We start from the raw sequence: 19,636 nt of genomic DNA, 5'->3' as shown, positions 1-19,636 counted from the left end.
CATAGGTTCAGCCAAAACGCAAACCTATGGTTGCCCGTCTACTGTCGACCAGCGCCAGAGTTCCCTGAACAGCAACTTCATTCATGTACCGGTTAGTTCAATATTCAGGGCTGATTTCGCCAACAAACGGATAATTCACACCTGTCGACCGCCTCTCCTCTCTCCCCCTCCCGGGAGGCGGTCGACGAAACCAAAATAATTAAAGGTGTGTCCCGATGAACAAGAATTCGCTGCTTGCCCTGGGTCTGCTGGCTGCCCTGCCGTTCGCTGCATCGGCTGCCGATGGCCTGTCGTACAACTACGTTGAAGGCGGCTATGTGAACACCGATGCCAAGGGCGGCGACGCCGATGGCTGGGGCGTGAAGGGCTCGGTGGCCGTCCACCCGAACTTCCACATCTTCGGCGACTACAGCGCGCAGGAAACCGACCGCTTCAAGAATGACGTCGACCAGTGGCGCCTGGGTGTCGGCTACAACTACGGCATCGCACCGAACACCGACCTGGTGGCCCGCGTGGCCTATCAGAAGTACGACGAGAAGCGCGGCCTGGACTTCAATGGCTACTCCACTGAAGTGGGCGTGCGCACCGCGTTCAACCCGTACCTGGAAGGCTACGCGCTGGCCGGCTACGAAGATTTCAGCAAGAAGCACGGCTACAACCCGGACGGCGAGTTCTACGGCCGCGTCGGTGCCACCGCCAAGTTCAACCAGAACTGGGGCCTGAGTGGCGAAGTGAAGCTGGCCAAGGCGGGCGACCGCGAGTGGTTCGTCGGCCCGCGCTTCACCTGGTAAGAAACGCTCTGTCGTTAGTGCGTGTAACTGGCGTGTGACTCTCTCTCTCTCCCGCACGCCATCGAAGCCCGGCCTCGCGCCGGGCTTCACTTTTCTGCGCCCCAAGCGGCTGGCGCGCGACTGAGAACCGCTCCGTCGCAGCGGAAGCCGTTCCGCTATGATCGCCCGCACATCGCCGCGCCATGCGCGATGCGCCCGCCTCAAGCCCGCAGGAACTGCCGTGAATTCCCAGCCCGCACCGATCACCGCCCTCAATCACACGCTCGACAACGAGCCGCAGCAGATCACTGCGCCGTTGACCCACTCGGCCGCCTTCCTGGTGCTTAAGGTGAAGGATGATGCGGACTCGATCGCGAAGGTGCGCGACGTGCTGGCCAGCACCGATGACCTGATCAAGAACACGGCCATCCGGGAGATCGAACGGACCTTCACCTGCAATGTGGCGATCGGCCACCGTGTGTGGCAGCCGCTGGTTGGCAGCACGCCGCCGCGCGAGCTGCATCCGTTCCGCGAGATCAAGGGCGCCACCCACACCGCGGTGTCGACCCCGGGCGATCTGCTGTACCACATCCGGGCACGCACGATGGACCTGATCGTGGCGTTCGAGCGCAACCTGCTGATGGCGTTCGGCGATGCGGTGGAGACGGTCGATGAGGTGGCCGGCTTCCGCTATTTCGACGGCCGCGACCTGCTCGATTTCGTTGACGGCACGGCCAATCCCGAAGGGTTGTCGCTGCCGGAAGCCACGATCGTCGGCGACGAGGATCCCGCGCATGCCGGCGGCAGCTACGTGGTGGTACAGAAGTACCTGCACAACCTCGACGCATGGCGCGCGCAGAAGACCGAGGTGCAGGAGGCGATCATCGGCCGCACCAAGCACGACAACACCGAGCTGGACGATGCACCGGCCGATGCGCAGAAGTCGCACAAGACGCTGTGCACCATCGAGGACGCCGACGGCGAGCACGACATCCTGCGCGACAACATGCCCTTCGCCAATCCGGGGCGCGGTGAGTACGGTACGTACTTCATCGGCTACACGCGCCGCCTGTGGGTGATCGAGAAGATGCTCGAGCGCATGTTCATCGGCAACCCTGCGCCGCTGCATGACCGCATCCTGGACTTCTCTACCGCGATGACCGGCGTGACCTTCTTCGCGCCTTCGCGCAAGGTGCTGGCCGACCTGGGCGGGTAATGCCTGCCCGCCATCTGCCTGTCATCCGCGCCGCCGACGATGGAGCGCTGGACGACTGCATGAGGGTACCGCCATGGAATCCATACTTCGCGCCGACCGCCGCCGCTGGTGGCGACCGCTGGCGTCGCTGATCGGCCTTCTGGCGCTGGGCGGCGCCGGGGCCGTCTCGGCCGAGGAGGCTCCACCGCACTGGATGGCCTACGCCGCCACGGCAGGCAGTGAGCTACAGCAGCGCCTGCAGCAGGAGCAGAACCCGAAGGTGCAGCGCGTGCTGGCCTGGCTGCAGACGCACCCGCAGGTGCCCACGCCGCTGCCGGTCAGCCTCTGGATCGCAGCTGATGGCCGCATCTCGAAACTGGAATTCGACAGCCTCGGCGATGCACAGGCGGACGCGGATCTGCGCGCGACGCTGCAGTCGGCGCCGCTGTCGTCGGCGCCACCGGCCGACATGCGCCAGCCGTTGCGGTTGGGGCTGGTGCTGCAGCCGAAGTGAAGTGCACTGCGCGGCACTACCGCGCCGGCAGCAGCTCGCGCTCCCGCGCCGCCGCACTCCAGGCGCGCAGGCCGAATACCGCCAGCCCCAGGAAGAACACATACAGCGCGGCCGTGACGTGCAGCGACTTGAACAGGTACGCGCCCACATAGACCACGTCCACCCCGATCCACACCCACCAGCACGCCACATGGCGACGCGCCTGCCACCACTGGCCGACCAGGCTCAGGGCGGTCAGCATCGCGTCCAGCCATGGCAGCGCCGCATCGGTGAAGGTGTGCATGACCGTGCCCAGCGCCACGCCACCGCACAGGCCGATGATCAGGTCACGCAGCAGTTTTCCGCGTGCCAGGGGCACGATGCGGATGCTGCCCTCGTCGGCGGCGTGCTGGCGCCAGTTGATCCAGCCATAGACCAGGAAGCCGGCGAAGGCGACCTGCAGCAGCGTGTCGGAGTACAGCCTGGCCTCGGCGAACACCAGGCCGTACAGCGCCACCGACAGCAGGCCAACCGGCCACGCTGCCAGCCGCCGGCGCGCCATCAGCCATACGCCCAGCACGCTGCACAGCGCGGCGGTCCACTCGAGCACGGCGCCGCTCACAGCGCGAACGTCACCGACAGGCGTGCCTGTCGCGGTGCGCCGGGGAACAGGTAGTAGTCACCGCCGCTGCTGCCGGTGTCGCGCCAGTAGAAGCGGTTGAACACGTTGTCCACCGACAGGTTCCAGGTCACGGCGCGCTCATGCACGCGGTGGCGGAAGCGCAGGCCGGCATCGAACACCGAATAGTCCGGCGCGCGTACGCCGCCGTCGGCACGGGCCACATTGGCGGCGGCATAGCGCCAGCCACCGGTGACATCCAGGCCCTGCACGAACGGCAGTGCGTAGGCCAGGTGCACACTGGCACGCACCTTCGGCACGTTCACCAGCTGATGGCCTTCCTGGCCCGGCGTGCCGGTATCGCGTGCACGCGCCTGCAGCACGCTGGCGCTGGCGACGATCTGCAGCGCATCGGTCAGCTGGCCGTTGGCGGTCAGCTCCAGGCCGGTATGGGTCTGCGTGCCGCGCTCGACGAAGGTGTAACCGGCATCGCTGTCATCCGGCATGGCGTACTGGTAGGGCTGCGAGATGCGGAACAGCGCGGCGCCCAGGGTGAGCGAGGCAGCTGGCACGTACTTGACGCCGGCTTCCAGCTGCCGTGACTGCACCGCCGGCAGGAAGGCATCGGCGTTGGAGGTCCAGAACGGTGCCTCCTGGCCCAGCGCAATGCCGCGCACATAACTGGCGTACGCGTTGAGCTGGTCGGTGGCCTTCCATACCAGCGCGGTCTGCGGCAGGAAGCGCGACAGCCGGCTGTGCCGCTGCGGCGTGCCGCGCTTGTCGTACGCGCGCTCGTCCAGACGGACGAAGCGGCCACCAGCCAGCCACTGCCAGTCATCGCCGAACTGCATGCGGTCCAGCGCGAACACGGCGGTCTGGCGGCTGTCCAGGCGCCGCGCGGACGGGCCGGGCATCAGCGGCGAGGGCTCGTACACCGGCACCTGCGTGTCGTGGATGTTGCTGCTGCCTACGTACTCGTTGACGCTCGGTCGCCTGTCCACCGTGCGGCGGAACGTGTCGGCGCCGACCGTCAGCTGGTGGCCGACGCTGCCGGTGTCGAAGCGGCCACGCAGCTCGGCGCGTGCCTGCTGGTTGCGGCGGGTATCGTCCGGACTGCGGTAGTCATAGATGTCGTAGTCGCCGTTGGGGGCGAAGTAGTTGCCGGGCACGCTGCCATCAGCGCACGCGTCGGCGTAGTAGCAGCCATAGGCGAAGGCGACGTTGTCGTCGATCACCGAGCGGCTGTGGCCCACCGACAGCCGCGACTGCCAGCGCTCGTTGAAGTCGTAGGTGTGTACGGCGGTGATGTTGGTGCTGGCCATCTCCACCGGGCGCTGCCACGGCTGATAGCCCAGCAGGTGCTCGCGGTCGACGCCACGGGGCAGCTCCCGTGCGCCCAGCAGCTGGTAACCGGACACCGAGCGCTGCGAACTGGTCTGGTAGTTGGCGTCCACTTCCAGCTTGCCGCGCTCGCCGATCAGCCAGTCCGCTGCAAGCGAATAGAAGTTGCGGCGGCCGTCGGCATGCTCGACGTAGGACTCGCTGCCCTCCCAGGCGGCATTGAGGCGGATGCCGAAACGCGGCGTGATCCAGTGGCCGACATCGACGGCGGCATAGCGCGAGCCTTCCGAATCGGTGCCAAGGGTAGCCGTGCGCACTTCCGCCGGGCGCTTGCCGATGTAGTTGATGATGCCGCCGGGTGCCATCACCCCCGCGGCGAGGCCGGCTTCACCCTTCAGGATCTCCACCGCCTGCACGTTCTCCAGCGCCAGCCGCTGTTCGCCGGCGATGGCCAGGCCGTTGAAGCGGTAGCCGGTGGCGGCATCGAGCGCGAAGCCGCGGATGGCGACATTCTGGTAGTAGCCCACCGGCGCGTAGGCATCACCGAGCGAGGCGTCATTGCTGGCCAGTTCGGACAACGAGCGCACCTGTCGACGGTCGAGGTAGTCGCGTTCGAGCACGTTCACCGAGGCCGGGGTGTCCTTCCAGGAGCCGGCGCCGAATGCACTGACCCGCGCGCTGTCGGCCGCCGGCCTGCCGGCCTGCACGCGGACCGCTGCCAGCTCGGTGGGCGAACGTTCGCCGCTGTCGGCTGCCACGTCGGGGGAAGCTCCAGCCTCGCTGGCATGCAGTGGCAGCGCGGCACAGAGGGCGAGAGCGAGCAGGGTGGGACGCAGGCAGCGGTTCATTCGATTCGTCTTCGGACAACAGGGGAGACGAAGCGACGGCGCGCAGGTGCACCGGCCCGGAACGGGGGTGTGGCTGCGGCTCAAAGCTCCCTACGCCGGTGCAAACCGGATCAGGTTCCAAGGGACTCTCTCAGCCTGCAGATCCAGGCACCCCCGCTTCAGGCCGCTATTTCACTACAGATGGCAGGGATTTGCGAGCCGATGCCCTTCAGGCGGCGGCATGCAGCGCCTGCAGCAGGGCCTGGCCGGGTGCGCTGGCGAACCACGCGGCATGGCCCAGCATGAAGGGATACCAGGCGACATCGGCGTTCGCCGTCGAGCCGGTGATGCCTTCGAAGTACTCCACTTCGGACAGTGCGAAGTCGAAGTGGACCATCGGCAGCAGGTCCGCCAGCAGGTGCAGGCGGGTGGCCGACAACGGCAGCACTTCGCGGTAGCCGTCGAGCAGCGCCAGCGCGATGTCGATGCGCACCGCCTCATGGCCCCGCTCCAGCTCCAGCCAGGCCACGGCATTGCGCTCGATCGCGGTGGCCAGGTCGAACAGCGCGCTGGTGGGTGAGGCGAGGCCGAAATCCAGCACGGTGCTGACGTCGTCGTCGCGCCACAGCAGGTTTGAGACATGCCAGTCGTTGTGCGCCCACAGCGGCGGCTCGGCGGACAGGCGCTCGGCCAGGCCGGCATGCCAGGGCAGGACGTCGCGGCGCAGCTGCGCCTGCCACGGAATCCGCGCCAGGTAGCGCGCCAGTCCCGGGCGGTCGGGAAGACGCGCTTCCAGCGCGCTGATGGGGTCGGCGGCGCGGATCAGCTCGTCGCGTGCCACCAGGACATGCGTGCTGCGCTGTGGGGCCTGGTAGCTGGCGGCGGCCTGATGCAGCCGGGCCAGCATGCGTCCGGCAGAACGCGCCCGTGCGGTGTCTGTCAGCAGCGTCCAGGAGGCGGCGTCGCGGTACAGATCGTCACCCACCCCCGGTGAATGCAGTTCATAGGTCCACGGCCCATGCTCGATGGCGCTGTCGCCTCCGGCGGTGGGCAGAACCTTCACCACCGGCACGCCGGCAGCGTCCAGATGGGCGATGAAGCGGTGCTCCTCCTGCAGGCAGGCGGCACTGCGCACGCTGCGGTGGTGGCGCTTGATGAACACCCGGCCGCGGGTACCCTCGACCAGCGCGGCGGCCGACAAGGGCCGGGGGCTGTGCCAACGCAGGGCGCTGTCCGCGTCCAGCACCGGATAACGGCGGGCCAGCCAGGCAACCTCGGCTGCATCGATCGCGGGCCAGTCGGCAGCGACCTCATCGTTGTTGAGGCCCTGCACGCGGTGGGCGGTGGAGGTCATGCGGGGGCCGGGGGCAAAGGAGTCATCCAGGGCTGCGCATTCAACGCCATGGACGGCCCGGACGCAAACGGGCGGGTCATCGACCCGCCCGTTGCCGGTGATGCCGGGCAGTGCCGGCGAGGGTTACCAGCCGCGGTGGCGACCGCGGTCGTGGTAGTAGCGGCGGTCGCTGTCGCGCCAGCGGCGGTCATGACCGCGGTCCCGATAGCCATAGCCCCGGTCGTAGCCGCGGTCGTAGCGGCGGTCATAACGACGGTCGTGGCGGTCCGGGGTGGTCAGGTTGCCGATCGCGCCGCCGGCCACGGCACCGCCGACGGTGGCGGCCGGATCGCCATTGGAGATCAGGTGGCCGGCGACGCCGCCCACCACCGCACCGACGACGGTGCGCTTGTCCTTCCTCGACATGGCGCTGGCGTCGCTGACCACGGCGACACCGGCCAGCAGGGCCAGGGCCATCGCCACGCCACGGAAGCTGGGAGCGGAAGTACTGAGCATGTTCGGTTCTCCTGTAGGCGCATGCCACGGTGGGCAGGGAGGGCGCGGGCGCCCTGGCTGCCGTAGTGACCACGCTGGCGCCCGGAGATTGCCGGAACATTGCGTGGGCCACTGGGCGGCGTGCGTATTCATCTAGCGTCAGGCGGCATGAAGCCTGCCTGAAAGTTCAATGGCCGGATGGACAGGATTCAGATTTTGCCGTCACGCAGATAGTCGAACAGCTCCGCATCGCCTTTCAGGCCCAGCTTCAGCATCGCATCGCCCTTCTGCCGGCTGATGGTGCTGACGCTCTTGTGCAGCTGCACCGAGATCTCCTTCACCGTCATGCCGGTGCCGAGCAACCGCAGCACTTCCAGTTCGCGCGGCGACAGCGGTTTGCCGTCGCCTTCGCGCATGCGCCAGCTGCCGGCGGCCTCGACCCGCTCGCGCAGACTGCGGCTGATATAGAGCTGGCCGCGGTTCACCGCCTGGATCGCCTGCGGCAGCTCGTCCATCGACGAACTCTTGTCGACCAGGCCGAGCACGCCGCTGTCGAGCACCATGCGCAGGATCGCCAGGTTGCTGGAAACGCTGAGCATCAGCACCTTGAGGTCGGGATGGCGGCGCCGGATCATGCCGATCATGGCGAAGCCATCGGCCTGGGGACTGCCGGGCATCGAATAGTCGGTGACCAGCAGGTCGCATGGCTGGCTGGTCAGCAGCGCCATCAGCGCCTGGGCGCTGTCGGCCTCACCGACGACCTGGCCAACGCCGCTGGACTCGATGACGGCGCGGGTTCCGATACGGACCACGGGGTGGTCGTCTGCGATGATGATGCGCAAGCTCATGCTCTAGTATGACCACCGGGCACGCCGGACCGCGACCATCGCGGCTCCTGGCAGGATTCTAGGAGATCAACGCCGATGCGTAGCTGGGCTGTTCGCGGGCGGGTCCTGCTGCTGGCCATGTTGGGTCCTGCCGTCGCTTGGGCGCAACTCGCGCCCGGCCCATTGCCGTTAAGTCCCCTGCAACGCGAATACCTGACCGCGCACCCTCGCATCGTCGTCGGGCAGTATGACAGCGGTTGGCCCCCTTTCGAGTCGATCCACGAAGGCCAGCAGGTCGGCCTGGGACCGGACTACTTGTCGCTTTTGGCTCGTCGTTTGGGCGTGAAAGTCGAGGCACGCCGCTATCCGGACTGGACATCCGTGCTGGACGCGGCATGCCGGGGCGAGATCGATGTGGTCATGAACATCGGCCTGAGTGCCGACCGAACCCGTTGCATGGTCTACACCTCGGCCTATGTCGAAGCGCCACTGGCGGTGGTCGGACGACCTGGAGACCTGCGTGCTTCGGAGATGCCGGATCTTGACGGGCTGCGCGTCGTGATCGAGCAGGATTTCCTGACCGCACCGCAGGTGCGTGCACGATTTCCACGCGCTCGACAACTTGTCGCAAATGGCACTTTGGCGGCGTTGCAGATGGTCAGAGACGACAAGGCCGACGTCTATATCGGTAATGCCTATGTCGCCACCGAGCTGATCGCGGCCCATCAGCTGAAGGGAGTGGTGCTGCTGCGGCCCAGCGATCTGCCGCCGGAGCGGGCGCACTTCGGCGTCCCCAACAGCAAGCAACCGCTGGCCGAGGCATTGGATCTTGCGCTGGCTGCCACCAGCCAGGCGCAGCGGGACGCGCTGGCCCAGCGCTGGCTGCGGCCTCCGGAATGGTCCGCGTCGGCGCAGCTGGCCCTGAGCCAGGCCGAAAAGCGCGTGCTGCAGCAGCCGTTGAAGATCACCTTTGCGCCCAATGCCGCGCCGCTTTCGTTCACCGACGACGACGGCCAGCCCAGCGGCCTGACCAGCGAGTACCTGCGGCGGCTGATCCAGGTCGGCGCCAACCTGCAGGTGGAAACCAGCCATGACTGGTTCGAGGTGCGCGAGAAGGCGCTGCGGGGTGAAGTGCAGGCGGTGATGGGCATTCCCACCGATTCGCGCTACCTGGGGCCGGACTGGGTGTTCAGCCAGCCCTTCATCAGCGTGCCGAGCGTGATCGTCGGCACGCGCGACAGCCCGGCGATCCTGGGGCTGGCCGATCTGCAGGGCAAGCGCGTGCTGCTGTCCGACCCGGAACGCCTGCGCGGCTACGTGCTGCAGCAGGCGCCACGGGCAAAGATCATTCCCGCGCGCAGTGGCGAGCAGGCGTTGCAGCGGCTGGCCGACGGCGAGGCCGATGCCTACGTGGGCAACCTGGTCCTGGTCGATCACCTGTTGCGCAACCGCTTCCCGGGCCGTCTGCAGATCCTTGCGCCGGCCGGATTCGGCGACCAGCTGGCGCTGGCTGTCGACCATCGCCATGCCGCCCTGGCGACCACCTTCGACCGCCTGCTGCTGCAGATGTCACCGCGGGAGCATGAGGCGCTGCGGGGCGACTGGCTGGCCGTGGAGTATCGCAGTGGCGTGGACTGGGACGCCGTGCTGCATTGGGGGCTTCCGCTGCTGCTGGTGCTGCTGACCGGGGCGGTGGTGCATGGCGTCGGTCACTGGCGGCTGCGCCGGGAGGTGGCCGGTCGCCGCCATCTGGAGCAGCGCCTGGCCGAGGTCGCCGCCATCTGGAGCAGCGCCTGGCCGAGGTCACCGACAATCTGCCTGCGGTGGTCTACCAGGCACGTCGCGACGCGGACGGCAGCCTGGCCTTCCCCTTCATCGCCGGCGACCTGCAGGCACTGTTCGGCATTCCGCGGCAGCGTGCCGAGCAGGATGCGCAGGCGCTGCTGGCGCGGATCGAGGACACCGACCGCCAGGCCGTGCTGCAGGCCATCGACCAGGCGGCCCGCCAGTTCGCGCCGCTGGCCTTCGAGTTCCGCCTGCTGCCGGGTGATGACGGCACGCCCGCGCGCTGGGTACGCAGCCAGGCTCACCCTTACGCCACCGAGGCCGGTGCCGTCACCTGGAGCGGCTACTGGGTGGACGTGACCCAGGCACGCGTACAGGCCGATGCGCTGGCGGCGGCCAAGATCGAGGCGGAACAGGCGGCCGAGGCCAAATCACGCTTCCTGGCCACGATGAGTCATGAGATCCGCACGCCGATGAGCGGTGTACTGGGCATGCTGGAAGTGCTGGCGCACTCGCCGCTGGATGCAGAACAGCAGCGCATCCTTGCCGTGATCGAGGATTCTGCGCAGATGCTGCGGCAGATCCTCGATGACATCCTCGACTACTCGCGCATCGAAGCCGGTGCGCTGCGCCTGGAACCGGTGCCATTGTCACTGCGGACCCTGCTGGAAGGCGTGTGCCGGCTGATGTCGGCGCAGGCCAGCGCGCGTGGCCTGGCCCTGCACGTGCAGATCGATCCGCAGCTGGCTGCGGCGCATGAAGTGGATGGCGTGCGCCTGCGGCAGATCGTCTTCAACCTGCTCAGCAATGCCATCAAGTTCACCGCACAGGGCGATGTGTGGCTGCGGCTGGAGGTGCTCGGGCCGACCACCGCCGATGGCAGTCAGCCGTTGTGCCTGAGCGTCATCGATACCGGCATGGGCATCGCGCCGGAACAGCTGCAGCACCTCTTCGCGCCGTTCACCCAGGCCGGTGCATACATCCAGCGCGACCACGGCGGAACCGGCCTGGGCCTGAGCATCTGCCAGCGGCTGGTGCAGATGATGGACGGCACGTTGACCCTGCAGAGCACGCTTGGCGAGGGCACCCGCGCGGAGGTGCGTCTGTCGCTGGTGGAAGCCGGCATCGAGGACGTCGCCGTGCTGGCGAGCGAGCACGAGCAGGCGGCGCTGCTGCCGACCGCGCTGCGCCAGAGCCGCGTGCTGGTGATCGAGGATCATCCGACCAACCAGGCGATGATGGCCTGGCGGCTGCAGCAGCTGGGCCTTCCGCACGTGCTGGTGAGTGATGGCCAGCAGGCGCTGGACCGGTTGGCGTCGGAACGCTTCGACCTGGTGATCACCGATTGCCGCATGCCGGTTCTCGATGGCTTTGCGTTCACCCGCCTGCTGCGCGAGCGCGAAGGCCGCCAGGGCCAGGCGCGCATGCCGGTACTGGCATTGACGGCCAGCGTGCTGGACGACGACGCGCGACGTTGCCGCGAGGCCGGCATGGATGAGGTGCTGGCCAAGCCGTTGTCGCTGGCTACGCTGCGCGCGGCGTTGATGCGATGGCTGCCGCAGGCGTCCGTGGCACCGGAGGCGACCGCCGAGTCGTCCGCAGCGGTGGAGGGCGACGCATCGCTGGACCTGGCGGGCCTGCAGCGGCGCTTCGGTTCGCATGCGGTCGCCGTGCAGCTGGCCGCCACCCTGCTGCAGGCCAGCGAGGTGGATATCGCGGCCGTGCAGCGTGCGGTGCAGGCCGGCGACCGCGAGGCCGCCGCCCTGCACCTGCATCGCCAGGCCGGGGGGCTCGGGGCGGTGGGTGCGCATGCGCTGGCAACGCAGGCCAATGCCCTGGTCGAACGCCTGGAAGACGCCGGAGAAGTGGACAGCGCGCCGTTGTTCGCCGAAGTCCAGGCGTTCCTGTCACGCCTGCAGCAGCAGCTGCAGGGGCTGTCTCACTGAGCGGACTGCTGCTGCAGGTAAGCGATCACCAGCGCACGTCGTTCGGCGCTGGGAAACGCGTTGTACATGCGCGTGCCGGGCACCTGCTGCGTTGGTGACTGCAGGAAGGCATCCAGGGTCTGCGCGGTCCAGACGATGTCGGCCCGGCGCATGCCCTGCGAATAGCCATAGTCGGGCAGGCTGCCAGCGCGGCGTCCGATCACACCGTGCAGGTTGGGGCCGAACCGGTGGATGCCACCGGCCTGCACCGTGTGGCAGCCCGCACACAGTTCGAATGCGCGCTGCATCGCCTGTTGTCGCGCCTGCTCAGGCGTGGCCGGTGGCGTGGCCGTGCGCTGGCAGCCGCTGCACGCCAGCAGCAGGACGAGGGCAGGGAGCAGACGGAAGGCACGCATGGGCGGAGAGGATAGCCGTGGCCGCCGCGGGCCGGGCTGCGACACGCGGTCGCAGCCCTCTGCGGTCACATGCCCGAGTAGTTCGGGCCGCCGCCGCCCTGCGGGGTCACCCAGACGATGTTCTGGGTGGGATCCTTGATGTCGCAGGTCTTGCAGTGCACGCAGTTCTGCGCGTTGATCTGCAGGCGTGCGTTGTCGGCTTCGCCAACGAACTCGTACACGCCGGCCGGGCAGTAGCGCGCTTCCGGGCCGGCGTACTCGGCCAGGTTCACCTTCACCGGAATGCTCGGATCTTTAAGGGTCAGGTGGCTGGGCTGGTTCTCGTCGTGGTTGGTGCTGCTCAGGAACACCGAACTGAGACGGTCGAAGGTCAGCACCCCGTCCGGCTTCGGGTAGCTGATGCGGGTGTGCTGGGCCGCCGGCTCCAGGCAGGCGTGGTCCGGCTGCGTACGGTGCAGCGTCCACGGCGGGTTGCGCACGCCCAGCTTGGGCAGCAGCCACTGCTCCACACCGGTCATCAGCGTGGCCACGGTCTGGCCCTTCTTGAACCACTGCTTGAAGTTCTTGGCCTGCTGCAGTTCGGTGAACAGCCAGCTGGCTTCGAAGGCCTGCGGATAGGCGCTCAGTTCATCGTGCTGGCGATCGGCGGCCAGCGCGTCGAACGCGGCGTCGGCGCACAGCATGCCGGTCTTGATCGCGGCATGGCTGCCCTTGATGCGGCTAGCGTTGAGATAACCGGCCTCGCAACCGACCAGCGCGCCACCGGGGAACACCGTCTTCGGCAGCGACAGCAGGCCGCCGGCGGTGATCGCACGCGCGCCGTAGCCGATGCGGGTACCGCCTTCCAGGTGCTTGCGGATCTGCGGATGGGTCTTGAAGCGCTGGAATTCCTCGAACGGGCTCAGCCACGGGTTCTTGTAGTCCAGGCCGACCACGTAGCCGATGGCGACCTTGCCGCCGTCGGCGTGGTAGAGGAACGCGCCGCCGTAGGTGTCGCTGTCCAGCGGCCAGCCGGCGGCGTGCACCACCAGGCCCGGCTCATGCCTGGCCGGGTCGATCTGCCACAGTTCCTTGATGCCGATGCCGTAGGCCTGCGGGTCCTTGCCTTCGTCCAGCTTGTAGCGGGCGATCAGCTGGCGGCCGAGGTGGCCGCGCGCGCCTTCGGCGAAGACCGTGTACTTCGCATGCAGCGCCATGCCGCGCTCGAAGGCCGGGCCGATGCTGCCGTCCTTCTCGATGCCCATGTCGCCGGTGGCCACGCCGATCACTTCGCCGTTGTCGCCGTACAGCACCTCGGCGGCGGCGAAGCCGGGGAAGATCGCAACCTCCAGCGCCTCGGCCTGCTGCGCCAGCCAGCGGGTCACTTCGCCCAGGCTGATGATGTAGTTGCCTTCGTTGTGGAAGCACTCCGGCAGCAGCGCATTGGGCGTGCTGCGCGACCCGGTCTCGCTGAGGAACAGGAACTCGTCGCGGGTGACCTTCTGCTTCAGCGGTGCGCCGCGTTCGGCCCAGTCCGGGAACAGTTCGGTCAGGGCGCGCGGGTCCATCACCGCACCGGACAGAACATGTGCACCGGGCTCGGAGCCCTTCTCCAGCACGCACACCGACAGTTCGCGGCCGGCTTCGATCGCACGCTGACGCAGGCGGATCGCGGTGGCCAGCCCGGCTGGGCCGGCACCGACGATCACCACGTCGAACTCCATTACTTCACGCGGGGGCAGGGCGTTGGCTTCAGCGCTCATCGATTGCATGACTCGTGGGTAGTGCCGGTAGCAGGGCCACCGGCGGTTGCCTGGAAATCGCGCGTGCAGCCACGGCGAAACGGTTGTTTGAATGTGTCAGGGTACCGGGACGGGCGTGATCGAGCTAGATCGCCGATGTTCACGTCGTGATTGCTGCAGTGCAGCGTACGCCTGCAGCCGGATGGGAGCCGACCTTGGTCGGCACGCGCTGCCCGGATGACCGACAATGGCCGGGTCCCGACTGCGTGTGAGTGCCATGGCCCTGGATCCGTACGACCTGTTCGATGTCCGTTCCCTGCTCAGCGAGGAAGAGCGCGCAGTACAGGACAGCGTGGCGCGTTTCACCAACGAGCGCGTGCTGCCGATCATCGGCGATGCCTTCGACCAGGCGCGCTTCCCGGCCGAACTGGTACCGGAGATCGCATCGCTGGGCCTGCTGGGCGCGACACTGCCGGCCGAATACGGTGGCGGTGGCCTCGGCGCGGTCAGCTATGGCCTGATCTGCCAGGAGCTGGAGCGCGGCGATTCGGGCCTGCGCAGCTTCGTTTCGGTGCAGAGCTCGCTGTGCATGTATCCCATCTACGCGTACGGCAGCGAGGAACAGCGCCAGCAGTGGTTGCCGGCGATGGCACGCGGCGAACTGATCGGCTGCTTCGGCCTGACCGAGGCGCACGGTGGGTCCGACCCGGCCAGCATGAAGACCCGAGCGGTACGCGACGGCAGCGACTGGCGCATCAGCGGTAGCAAGATGTGGATCACCAGCGGCCCGGTGGCCGACCTGGCCATCGTCTGGGCACAGACCGAGGACGGCATCCAGGGCTTCGTGCTGGAGAAGGGCATGGCCGGTTTCACCACGCAGGAAATCAAGCACAAGATGAGCCTGCGCGCCTCGTTGACCGGCGCGCTGTTCTTCGACGATGTGCGCGTGCCCGACAGCCACCGCCTGCCGAACGTGAAGGGCCTGAAGGGGCCGCTCGGGTGCCTGACCCAGGCGCGTTACGGGATCAGCTGGGGCCCGATCGGCGCGGCCATCGCCTGCCTGGATGAAGCGCTGGGCTACGCCAAGGAGCGCGTGCTGTTCGGCCGCCCGCTGGCCGCCACCCAGAGCGCGCAGATCAAGCTGGCGGAAATGGCCCGCCGCATCACCACCGCCCAGCTGCTGGCCCTGCAACTGGGCCGGCTGAAGGAAGCCGGCCAGCTGCAGCCGCAGCAGGTCAGCCTGGCCAAGTGGAACAACTGCCGCATGGCCATCGACATCGCCCGCGAGTGTCGCGATCTGCTCGGTGGGGCTGGCATCACCACCGAACACGTGGCGATCCGGCACGCGCTGAACCTGGAATCGGTGATCACCTATGAAGGCACCGAGACCGTGCACCAGCTGGTGATCGGCCGCGAACTGACCGGCATCAACGCGTTCTGACAGCGGGTTCCGGTGGGTGCCAACCTTGGTCGGCACATTTCTTCGGCGCGCATCCGGGCATCGGTGCGGACCAAGGTCCGCACCCACCATAAGCAGGTCACACGTACGTGTAGAGCCGAGCCCATGCTCGGCTGCTTCCTCTCACGCGCCGCCGGCAAACCCGTGCTGCCGCCAGGCTTCATACATCACCACGGCAACGGTGTTGGAAAGATTGAGGCTGCGGTTGTCCGGCCGCATCGGCAGGCGCAGGCGGCGGCCATCCGGCAGTGCATCGAGCACGTCCTGCGGCAGGCCGCGGCTTTCCGGGCCGAACAGGAAGGCGTCGCCCTCTTCAAAGGCCACGCTGTCGTAGCGCACGCTGGCGCGGGTACTGAGTGCGAACAACCGATTCGGTGCGATCCGCGCCAGCGCGGTGTCCAGATCAGGATGCACCTGCAGGCGCGAGTACTCGTGGTAGTCCAGGCCGGCGCGCTTGAGCTGCTTGTCTTCCAGTGCGAAGCCGAGTGGCTCGACCAGGTGCAGCTGCGCGCCGGTGTTGGCGCAGAGCCGGATCACATTGCCCGTGTTGGGCGGGATTTCCGGTTGGAACAGGATCACGTGGAACGGGGGTGCGGCATTCATCGGCGCAGTGTACCTGCGACGGCGGCCTGCTTTACGGCGCGCGCCCTGCGCGGGGCAGGGCGGCACCGCTTACGGGCGCAGCAGGACCTGGGCGGTTTCGGTGGCCAGGGCCTGCAGGTCGGCCGCGCTCGGACGCACCTGCAGGGTCGGCAGGTTGACGATCACCTGGTTGGCGACGCTGGTGGCGGCGGCGGCCAGGGTGGCGGCGTAGCGCTGTGCTTCCAGTTCGGCGGCCAGGGCGACGCGCTGTTCCAGGCTCGGGCGCACTTCCACCGCGGCCAGGGTGGTGATCGGCAGGGCGGCGGCGACGGGGGCGGCGGTGAAGCCGTCGCGTTCGGCCAGCTGGTCGGCGCTGGGGCGCACTTCCACGGTGGCCAGGGTCGGAATGCCGCTGGCCTGTTCCCAGGCCTGCTGGGCCAGCTGGTCGGCGGCCGGGCGAACCTGCACGGTGGCCAGGGTCTTGATGGATTCGGAGGCCTGCACCGACGAAACAACCGCGGTGCCGGCGATCAGGGCGATGGCGATGGCAATGGTCTTGGCGTTCATGACGGGGCCTGTTTAGTGTTGTTGAGCGGTGGTGTGGTAGTAAGGTAGAACACCAATTCGGGGGATGCAAGGGAAATTTTCGATTTCTTGCATTTGTTCAGTCTTCAGTCAGCTTTTGTCTGAAGCCCTTCTTGGCGCAGGAAGTACCAAGCAAACCCCGTGCCAACTTTTAATCATTGATTTGAAAGGGTTTTTCTCCCGTCGGAAAGTGTCCGCGGGGCGGACACCTGTCCATCCGAGGGGGCGCGGACACTGTCCGGACGCAGGGGCGGGGGAGACGTGACTGCTGTCGGGGGCCGCCGACAAGGCCCTGAACGGCTACGGGGGCAAACACCCCCAGTGACTGCTGGCGGATTCCGGGCCCCGGATGGGCGCGCTAGGATCGGGCTTCACCAACGTGACCAAGGATCCGGAAATGTCTCTCGCCCTGCGCCCGCGTGCTGCACTGCTCGCTGTTGCCCTCAGCACTGCCCTGGGCACGCTCGCGCCCACTCCTGCACTGGCGGCCAAGACGGTCACGCCGGCCAAGGTCGATATTCCGTTCGAGCAGTTCACCCTGCCCAACGGGCTGCGCGTGATCGTGCATACCGATCGCAAGGCGCCGATCGTGGCGGTCAACGTCTGGTATCACGTCGGCAGCAAGGACGAGCCTGCGGGCCGCACCGGTTTCGCCCACCTGTTCGAACACCTGATGTTCCAGAGCAGCGAAAACCACGACGGCGAGTATTTCGAACCGTTCAAGCAGGTGGGTGCCACCGGCCAGAACGGCACCACCAATACCGATCGCACCAATTACTTCGAGAACGTGCCGACCACCGCGCTGGACATGGCGTTGTGGATGGAGTCGGACCGCATGGGCCATCTGCTCGGTGCGATCGACCAGGCGGCGCTGGACGAGCAGCGTGGCGTGGTGCAGAACGAGAAGCGCCAGGGCGAGAACCAGCCCTACGGCCAGGCCTGGGAGAAGCTCAACCGTGCGATGTACCCGGCCGGCCACCCGTATCACCACAGCGTGATCGGCTCGATGAACGACCTCAACGCGGCCTCGCTGGATGACGTCAAGACCTGGTTCCGCACCTGGTATGGCCCGAACAACGCGGTGCTGGTGCTGGCGGGCGATATCGACGTGGCCACCGCCAAGGAGAAGGTGGCCCGTTACTTCGGCAGCATCCCGGCCGGTCCGAGCATGGCGCAGCCGAAGGTCGACGTGGCCAAGCGCCCGGCCGACACCCGCGAGACGATGACCGACAAGGTGCCGCAGTCGCGCATCTACCGCGCCTGGAACGTGCCGCAGGTCGGCACCACCGACGTCGACCAGCTGCAGCTGCTGGCCTATGTGCTCGGCGGCGCCAAGTCCTCGCGCCTGAGCCAGCGACTGCAGCACCAGGACAAGCTGGTGGACAACATCAGCGCCGGCGCCTACGCCTCGCAGCTGGGTTCCAACTTCATCGTCATGGCCACGGTGAAGCAGGGCCAGGATCCGGCCAAGGTCGAGAAGATCATCGACGAAGAACTGGACCGGTTGATCAAGGAGGGCCCCACGGCCGACGAGCTGGCGCGTGCCAAGACCGGCTCGCGCGCAGCGTTCATCCGCGGCATCGAGCGCATCGGTGGTTTCGGTGGCAAGGCCGACGCACTGGCCGAATGCGCGGTCTACACCGGCGACCCGGGCTGCTTCCGCACGTCGCTGGCCAACATCGACAAGGCGACCGCGGCCGACCTGAAGCGCCTGGGCGCACAGTGGCTGGACGTCGGCAGCCACACGCTGGTGGTCGAACCGGGCGAGCGCGTGGCGCTGAAGGAAGATCCCTCACAGGCGCCGAAGCCGTTCAACGTGCCGGCGGTGGACCCGAAGTACAGCACTCTGCCGGAGCAGGTGGACCGCAAGGCCGGCGTGCCGCAGACCCGTGAATTCCCGCAGCTGAAGTTCCCCGCCCTGCAGCGCGCCACGCTGAAGAACGGCACCCAGGTGGTGCTGGCCGAGCGCCACGAGATTCCGGTGGTGCAGTTCAGCTACCAGTTCCCGGGTGGCTTCACCGCCGACCAGGGCCGCAAGCCGGGCACCGCCAACTTCACCATGAACCTGATGACCGAAGGCGCCGGCAAGCTCGGCTCGCTGGCCTTCGCCGATGCCGCCGATGCGCTGGGTGCCAGCCTGGACGCCGGTGCCGGCCTGGATTCGGTGACCGTGGACCTGTCGGCACTGAAGGAGAACCTGGTGCCATCGCTGGCCCTGTACCGCGATCTGCTGCGCGAGCCGCGCTTCGAACAGGCCGAGATCGACCGGGTCAAGGCCACCTGGATCGCCGGCATCCAGCAGGAGAAGGTCAACCCGAACGCGGTGGCCATGCGCGTGCTGCCGCCGCTGCTGTACGGCAAAGGCCATCCGTACGCCATTCCGTTCACTGGCAGCGGCGATGAAGCGGCCATCAGCAGCCTCACCCGCGAGGATCTGGTCGACTTCCACCGCGACTGGCTGCGCCCGCAGGATGGCACCCTGATCGTGGTTGGCGATACCACGCTGGCCGAGATCGTGCCCCTGCTGGACAAGCAGCTGGGCGACTGGAAGGCCACGGGCGATGCGCCGCAGGTGAAGGCGGCCACCGATGTGGCGCTGCCGAAGGGCCCGCGCGTGTTCCTGATCGATCAGCCGGGTGCGGTGCAGGCAAACCTGTTCGCCGGCCAGGTGGTGCCGCCGTCCAGTGACGCCAGCTCGACCCGCTTCGATATCGCCAACGGTGTGATCGGCGGTGACTTCACCTCGCGCCTGAACATGAACCTGCGCGAGGACAAGCACTGGTCCTATGGCGCGCGCAGCAGTGCGCCGAACTCGGTCGGACAGCGGCCGTGGGCGGCCAGTGCCCCCGTGCAGATCGACAAGACCGGCCCGGCGCTGGCCGAGATGCAGAAGGAAATCGTCGAGTTCAGCACGGGCAGCAAGCCGGCCACCGCTGCCGAGGTCAACCGCATCCGCAACATCCAGACGCTGAGCCTGCCGGGCGCCTATGAGACCGCCAGTGCGGTGGCCGCGACCATCAGCAGCATCGTGCAGTTCAAGCGGCCGGATGACTATGTGCTGCGTCGCAAGGCCGAGATCGAGGCGATGACGCCGGCCCAGGTGCAGCAGGCTGCGGCCGAGATCAAGCCGCAGGCGCTGACCTGGGTAGTGGTGGGCGACCTCAAGCAGACCGAGGCGGCCGTGCGCGCGCTGAACCTGGGCGAGGTGACCGTGCTGGATGCCGAAGGCAAGCCGGTCAAGAAGTAAGGGACAGGCCTGCCCG

At 67.6% G+C, this 19,636-nt stretch carries 14 protein-coding genes, 1 pseudogene and 1 riboswitch; of the genes and pseudogenes, 6 read left to right on the top strand and 9 right to left on the bottom strand.

All coding sequences use genetic code 11. The features are described 5' to 3' along the window. Window positions 1-215 precede the first annotated feature (215 nt). The 3 genes from N7367_RS12470 to N7367_RS12460 all read left to right on the top strand — a co-directional run bounded on the left by N7367_RS12470 (window position 216) and on the right by N7367_RS12460 (window position 2,479). Window positions 216-791 (top strand): Ax21 family protein, encoded by a 576-nt coding sequence (locus N7367_RS12470; protein ID WP_065174160.1) that lies wholly within the window; start codon window positions 216-218, stop codon window positions 789-791. Between the two features lie 220 nt (window positions 792-1,011). After that, window positions 1,012-1,986, top strand: a complete 975-nt coding sequence (locus N7367_RS12465) for a Dyp-type peroxidase (protein ID WP_074902309.1) — start codon at window positions 1,012-1,014, stop codon at window positions 1,984-1,986. Between the two features lie 73 nt (window positions 1,987-2,059). Then, window positions 2,060-2,479: a hypothetical protein gene (locus N7367_RS12460; protein ID WP_279942496.1), complete on the top strand. Its 420-nt coding sequence runs from the start codon at window positions 2,060-2,062 to the stop codon at window positions 2,477-2,479. 16 nt (window positions 2,480-2,495) lie between these two features. On the opposite strand, the gene pnuC is transcribed toward N7367_RS12460, so the two are convergent. The 5 genes from pnuC to N7367_RS12435 all read right to left on the bottom strand — a co-directional run bounded on the left by pnuC (window position 2,496) and on the right by N7367_RS12435 (window position 7,921). Continuing rightward, a complete protein-coding gene (gene pnuC / locus N7367_RS12455) occupies window positions 2,496-3,068 on the bottom strand; it encodes a nicotinamide riboside transporter PnuC (RefSeq protein WP_053518445.1) in 573 nt (190 codons plus the stop codon). Between the two features lie 8 nt (window positions 3,069-3,076). After that, window positions 3,077-5,266, bottom strand: a complete 2,190-nt coding sequence (locus tag N7367_RS12450; RefSeq protein ID WP_279942495.1) for a TonB-dependent siderophore receptor — start codon at window positions 5,264-5,266, stop codon at window positions 3,077-3,079. Between the two features lie 70 nt (window positions 5,267-5,336). Further along, window positions 5,337-5,431, bottom strand: a riboswitch (TPP riboswitch). 43 nt (window positions 5,432-5,474) lie between these two features. Continuing rightward, window positions 5,475-6,599, bottom strand: coding sequence for a phosphotransferase (locus tag N7367_RS12445; protein WP_279942494.1), 1,125 nt, complete (start codon window positions 6,597-6,599; stop codon window positions 5,475-5,477). 123 nt (window positions 6,600-6,722) lie between these two features. Continuing rightward, on the bottom strand, window positions 6,723-7,094 hold the full coding sequence (locus N7367_RS12440) for a glycine zipper 2TM domain-containing protein (protein ID WP_279942493.1): 372 nt from the start codon (window positions 7,092-7,094) through the stop codon (window positions 6,723-6,725). Between the two features lie 188 nt (window positions 7,095-7,282). Then, on the bottom strand, window positions 7,283-7,921 hold the full coding sequence (locus tag N7367_RS12435; protein WP_053518414.1) for a response regulator transcription factor: 639 nt from the start codon (window positions 7,919-7,921) through the stop codon (window positions 7,283-7,285). 75 nt (window positions 7,922-7,996) lie between these two features. Between N7367_RS12435 and N7367_RS19385 the strand changes: the two are divergent. Continuing rightward, a pseudogene (locus tag N7367_RS19385) lies at window positions 7,997-11,631 on the top strand (transporter substrate-binding domain-containing protein). On the opposite strand, the gene N7367_RS12420 reads toward N7367_RS19385, so the two are convergent. Further along, on the bottom strand, window positions 11,625-12,026 hold the full coding sequence (locus N7367_RS12420) for a c-type cytochrome (RefSeq protein ID WP_053518416.1): 402 nt from the start codon (window positions 12,024-12,026) through the stop codon (window positions 11,625-11,627). The pseudogene N7367_RS19385 and the gene N7367_RS12420 sit on opposite strands and share 7 nt — an antisense overlap. 65 nt (window positions 12,027-12,091) lie before the next feature. Further along, a complete protein-coding gene (locus N7367_RS12415; protein WP_128989300.1) occupies window positions 12,092-13,768 on the bottom strand; it encodes an electron transfer flavoprotein-ubiquinone oxidoreductase in 1,677 nt (558 codons plus the stop codon). A gap of 256 nt (window positions 13,769-14,024) precedes the next feature. Between N7367_RS12415 and N7367_RS12410 the strand changes: the two genes are divergently transcribed. Then, a complete protein-coding gene (locus N7367_RS12410; RefSeq protein ID WP_053518446.1) occupies window positions 14,025-15,188 on the top strand; it encodes an acyl-CoA dehydrogenase family protein in 1,164 nt (387 codons plus the stop codon). Between the two features lie 141 nt (window positions 15,189-15,329). On the opposite strand, the gene N7367_RS12405 is transcribed toward N7367_RS12410, so the two are convergent. Next, window positions 15,330-15,809 (bottom strand): tRNA (cytidine(34)-2'-O)-methyltransferase, encoded by a 480-nt coding sequence (locus tag N7367_RS12405; RefSeq protein WP_065182053.1) that lies wholly within the window; start codon window positions 15,807-15,809, stop codon window positions 15,330-15,332. A gap of 69 nt (window positions 15,810-15,878) precedes the next feature. Then, window positions 15,879-16,355 carry a hypothetical protein gene (locus N7367_RS12400; protein WP_065182052.1) on the bottom strand — a complete coding sequence of 159 codons (477 nt, stop codon included), beginning with the start codon at window positions 16,353-16,355 and terminating at the stop codon, window positions 15,879-15,881. 415 nt (window positions 16,356-16,770) lie between these two features. Between N7367_RS12400 and N7367_RS12395 the strand changes: the two genes are divergently transcribed. Further along, window positions 16,771-19,620: a pitrilysin family protein gene (locus N7367_RS12395; RefSeq protein WP_053518421.1), complete on the top strand. Its 2,850-nt coding sequence runs from the start codon at window positions 16,771-16,773 to the stop codon at window positions 19,618-19,620. Window positions 19,621-19,636: the final 16 nt, after the last annotated feature.

Origin of the sequence: Stenotrophomonas sp. GD04145 (genome assembly GCF_029835135.1) — a bacterium.
GTDB classification, from domain to species: Bacteria; Pseudomonadota; Gammaproteobacteria; order Xanthomonadales; family Xanthomonadaceae; genus Stenotrophomonas; species Stenotrophomonas maltophilia_P.
The sequence above is the reverse complement of the archived record's forward strand: the minus strand, read 5'-3'. Positions and strand labels throughout refer to the sequence as shown.

What these genes read in the sequence shown, in the direction of transcription:
- N7367_RS12470 (WP_065174160.1), top strand. Translation starts at nt 216, where the DNA reads ATGAACAAGAATTCGCTGCTTGCCCTGGGTCTGCTGGCTGCCCTGCCG.
- N7367_RS12460 (WP_279942496.1), top strand. Translation starts at nt 2,060, where the DNA reads ATGGAATCCATACTTCGCGCCGACCGCCGCCGCTGGTGGCGACCGCTG.
- N7367_RS12450 (WP_279942495.1), bottom strand. Translation starts at nt 5,266, where the DNA reads ATGAACCGCTGCCTGCGTCCCACCCTGCTCGCTCTCGCCCTCTGTGCC.
- N7367_RS12445 (WP_279942494.1), bottom strand. Translation starts at nt 6,599, where the DNA reads ATGACCTCCACCGCCCACCGCGTGCAGGGCCTCAACAACGATGAGGTC.
- N7367_RS12440 (WP_279942493.1), bottom strand. Translation starts at nt 7,094, where the DNA reads ATGCTCAGTACTTCCGCTCCCAGCTTCCGTGGCGTGGCGATGGCCCTG.
- N7367_RS12435 (WP_053518414.1), bottom strand. Translation starts at nt 7,921, where the DNA reads ATGAGCTTGCGCATCATCATCGCAGACGACCACCCCGTGGTCCGTATC.
- N7367_RS12420 (WP_053518416.1), bottom strand. Translation starts at nt 12,026, where the DNA reads ATGCGTGCCTTCCGTCTGCTCCCTGCCCTCGTCCTGCTGCTGGCGTGC.
- N7367_RS12415 (WP_128989300.1), bottom strand. Translation starts at nt 13,768, where the DNA reads ATGAGCGCTGAAGCCAACGCCCTGCCCCCGCGTGAAGTAATGGAGTTC.
- N7367_RS12410 (WP_053518446.1), top strand. Translation starts at nt 14,025, where the DNA reads ATGGCCCTGGATCCGTACGACCTGTTCGATGTCCGTTCCCTGCTCAGC.
- N7367_RS12405 (WP_065182053.1), bottom strand. Translation starts at nt 15,809, where the DNA reads ATGAATGCCGCACCCCCGTTCCACGTGATCCTGTTCCAACCGGAAATC.
- N7367_RS12400 (WP_065182052.1), bottom strand. Translation starts at nt 16,355, where the DNA reads ATGAACGCCAAGACCATTGCCATCGCCATCGCCCTGATCGCCGGCACC.
- N7367_RS12395 (WP_053518421.1), top strand. Translation starts at nt 16,771, where the DNA reads ATGTCTCTCGCCCTGCGCCCGCGTGCTGCACTGCTCGCTGTTGCCCTC.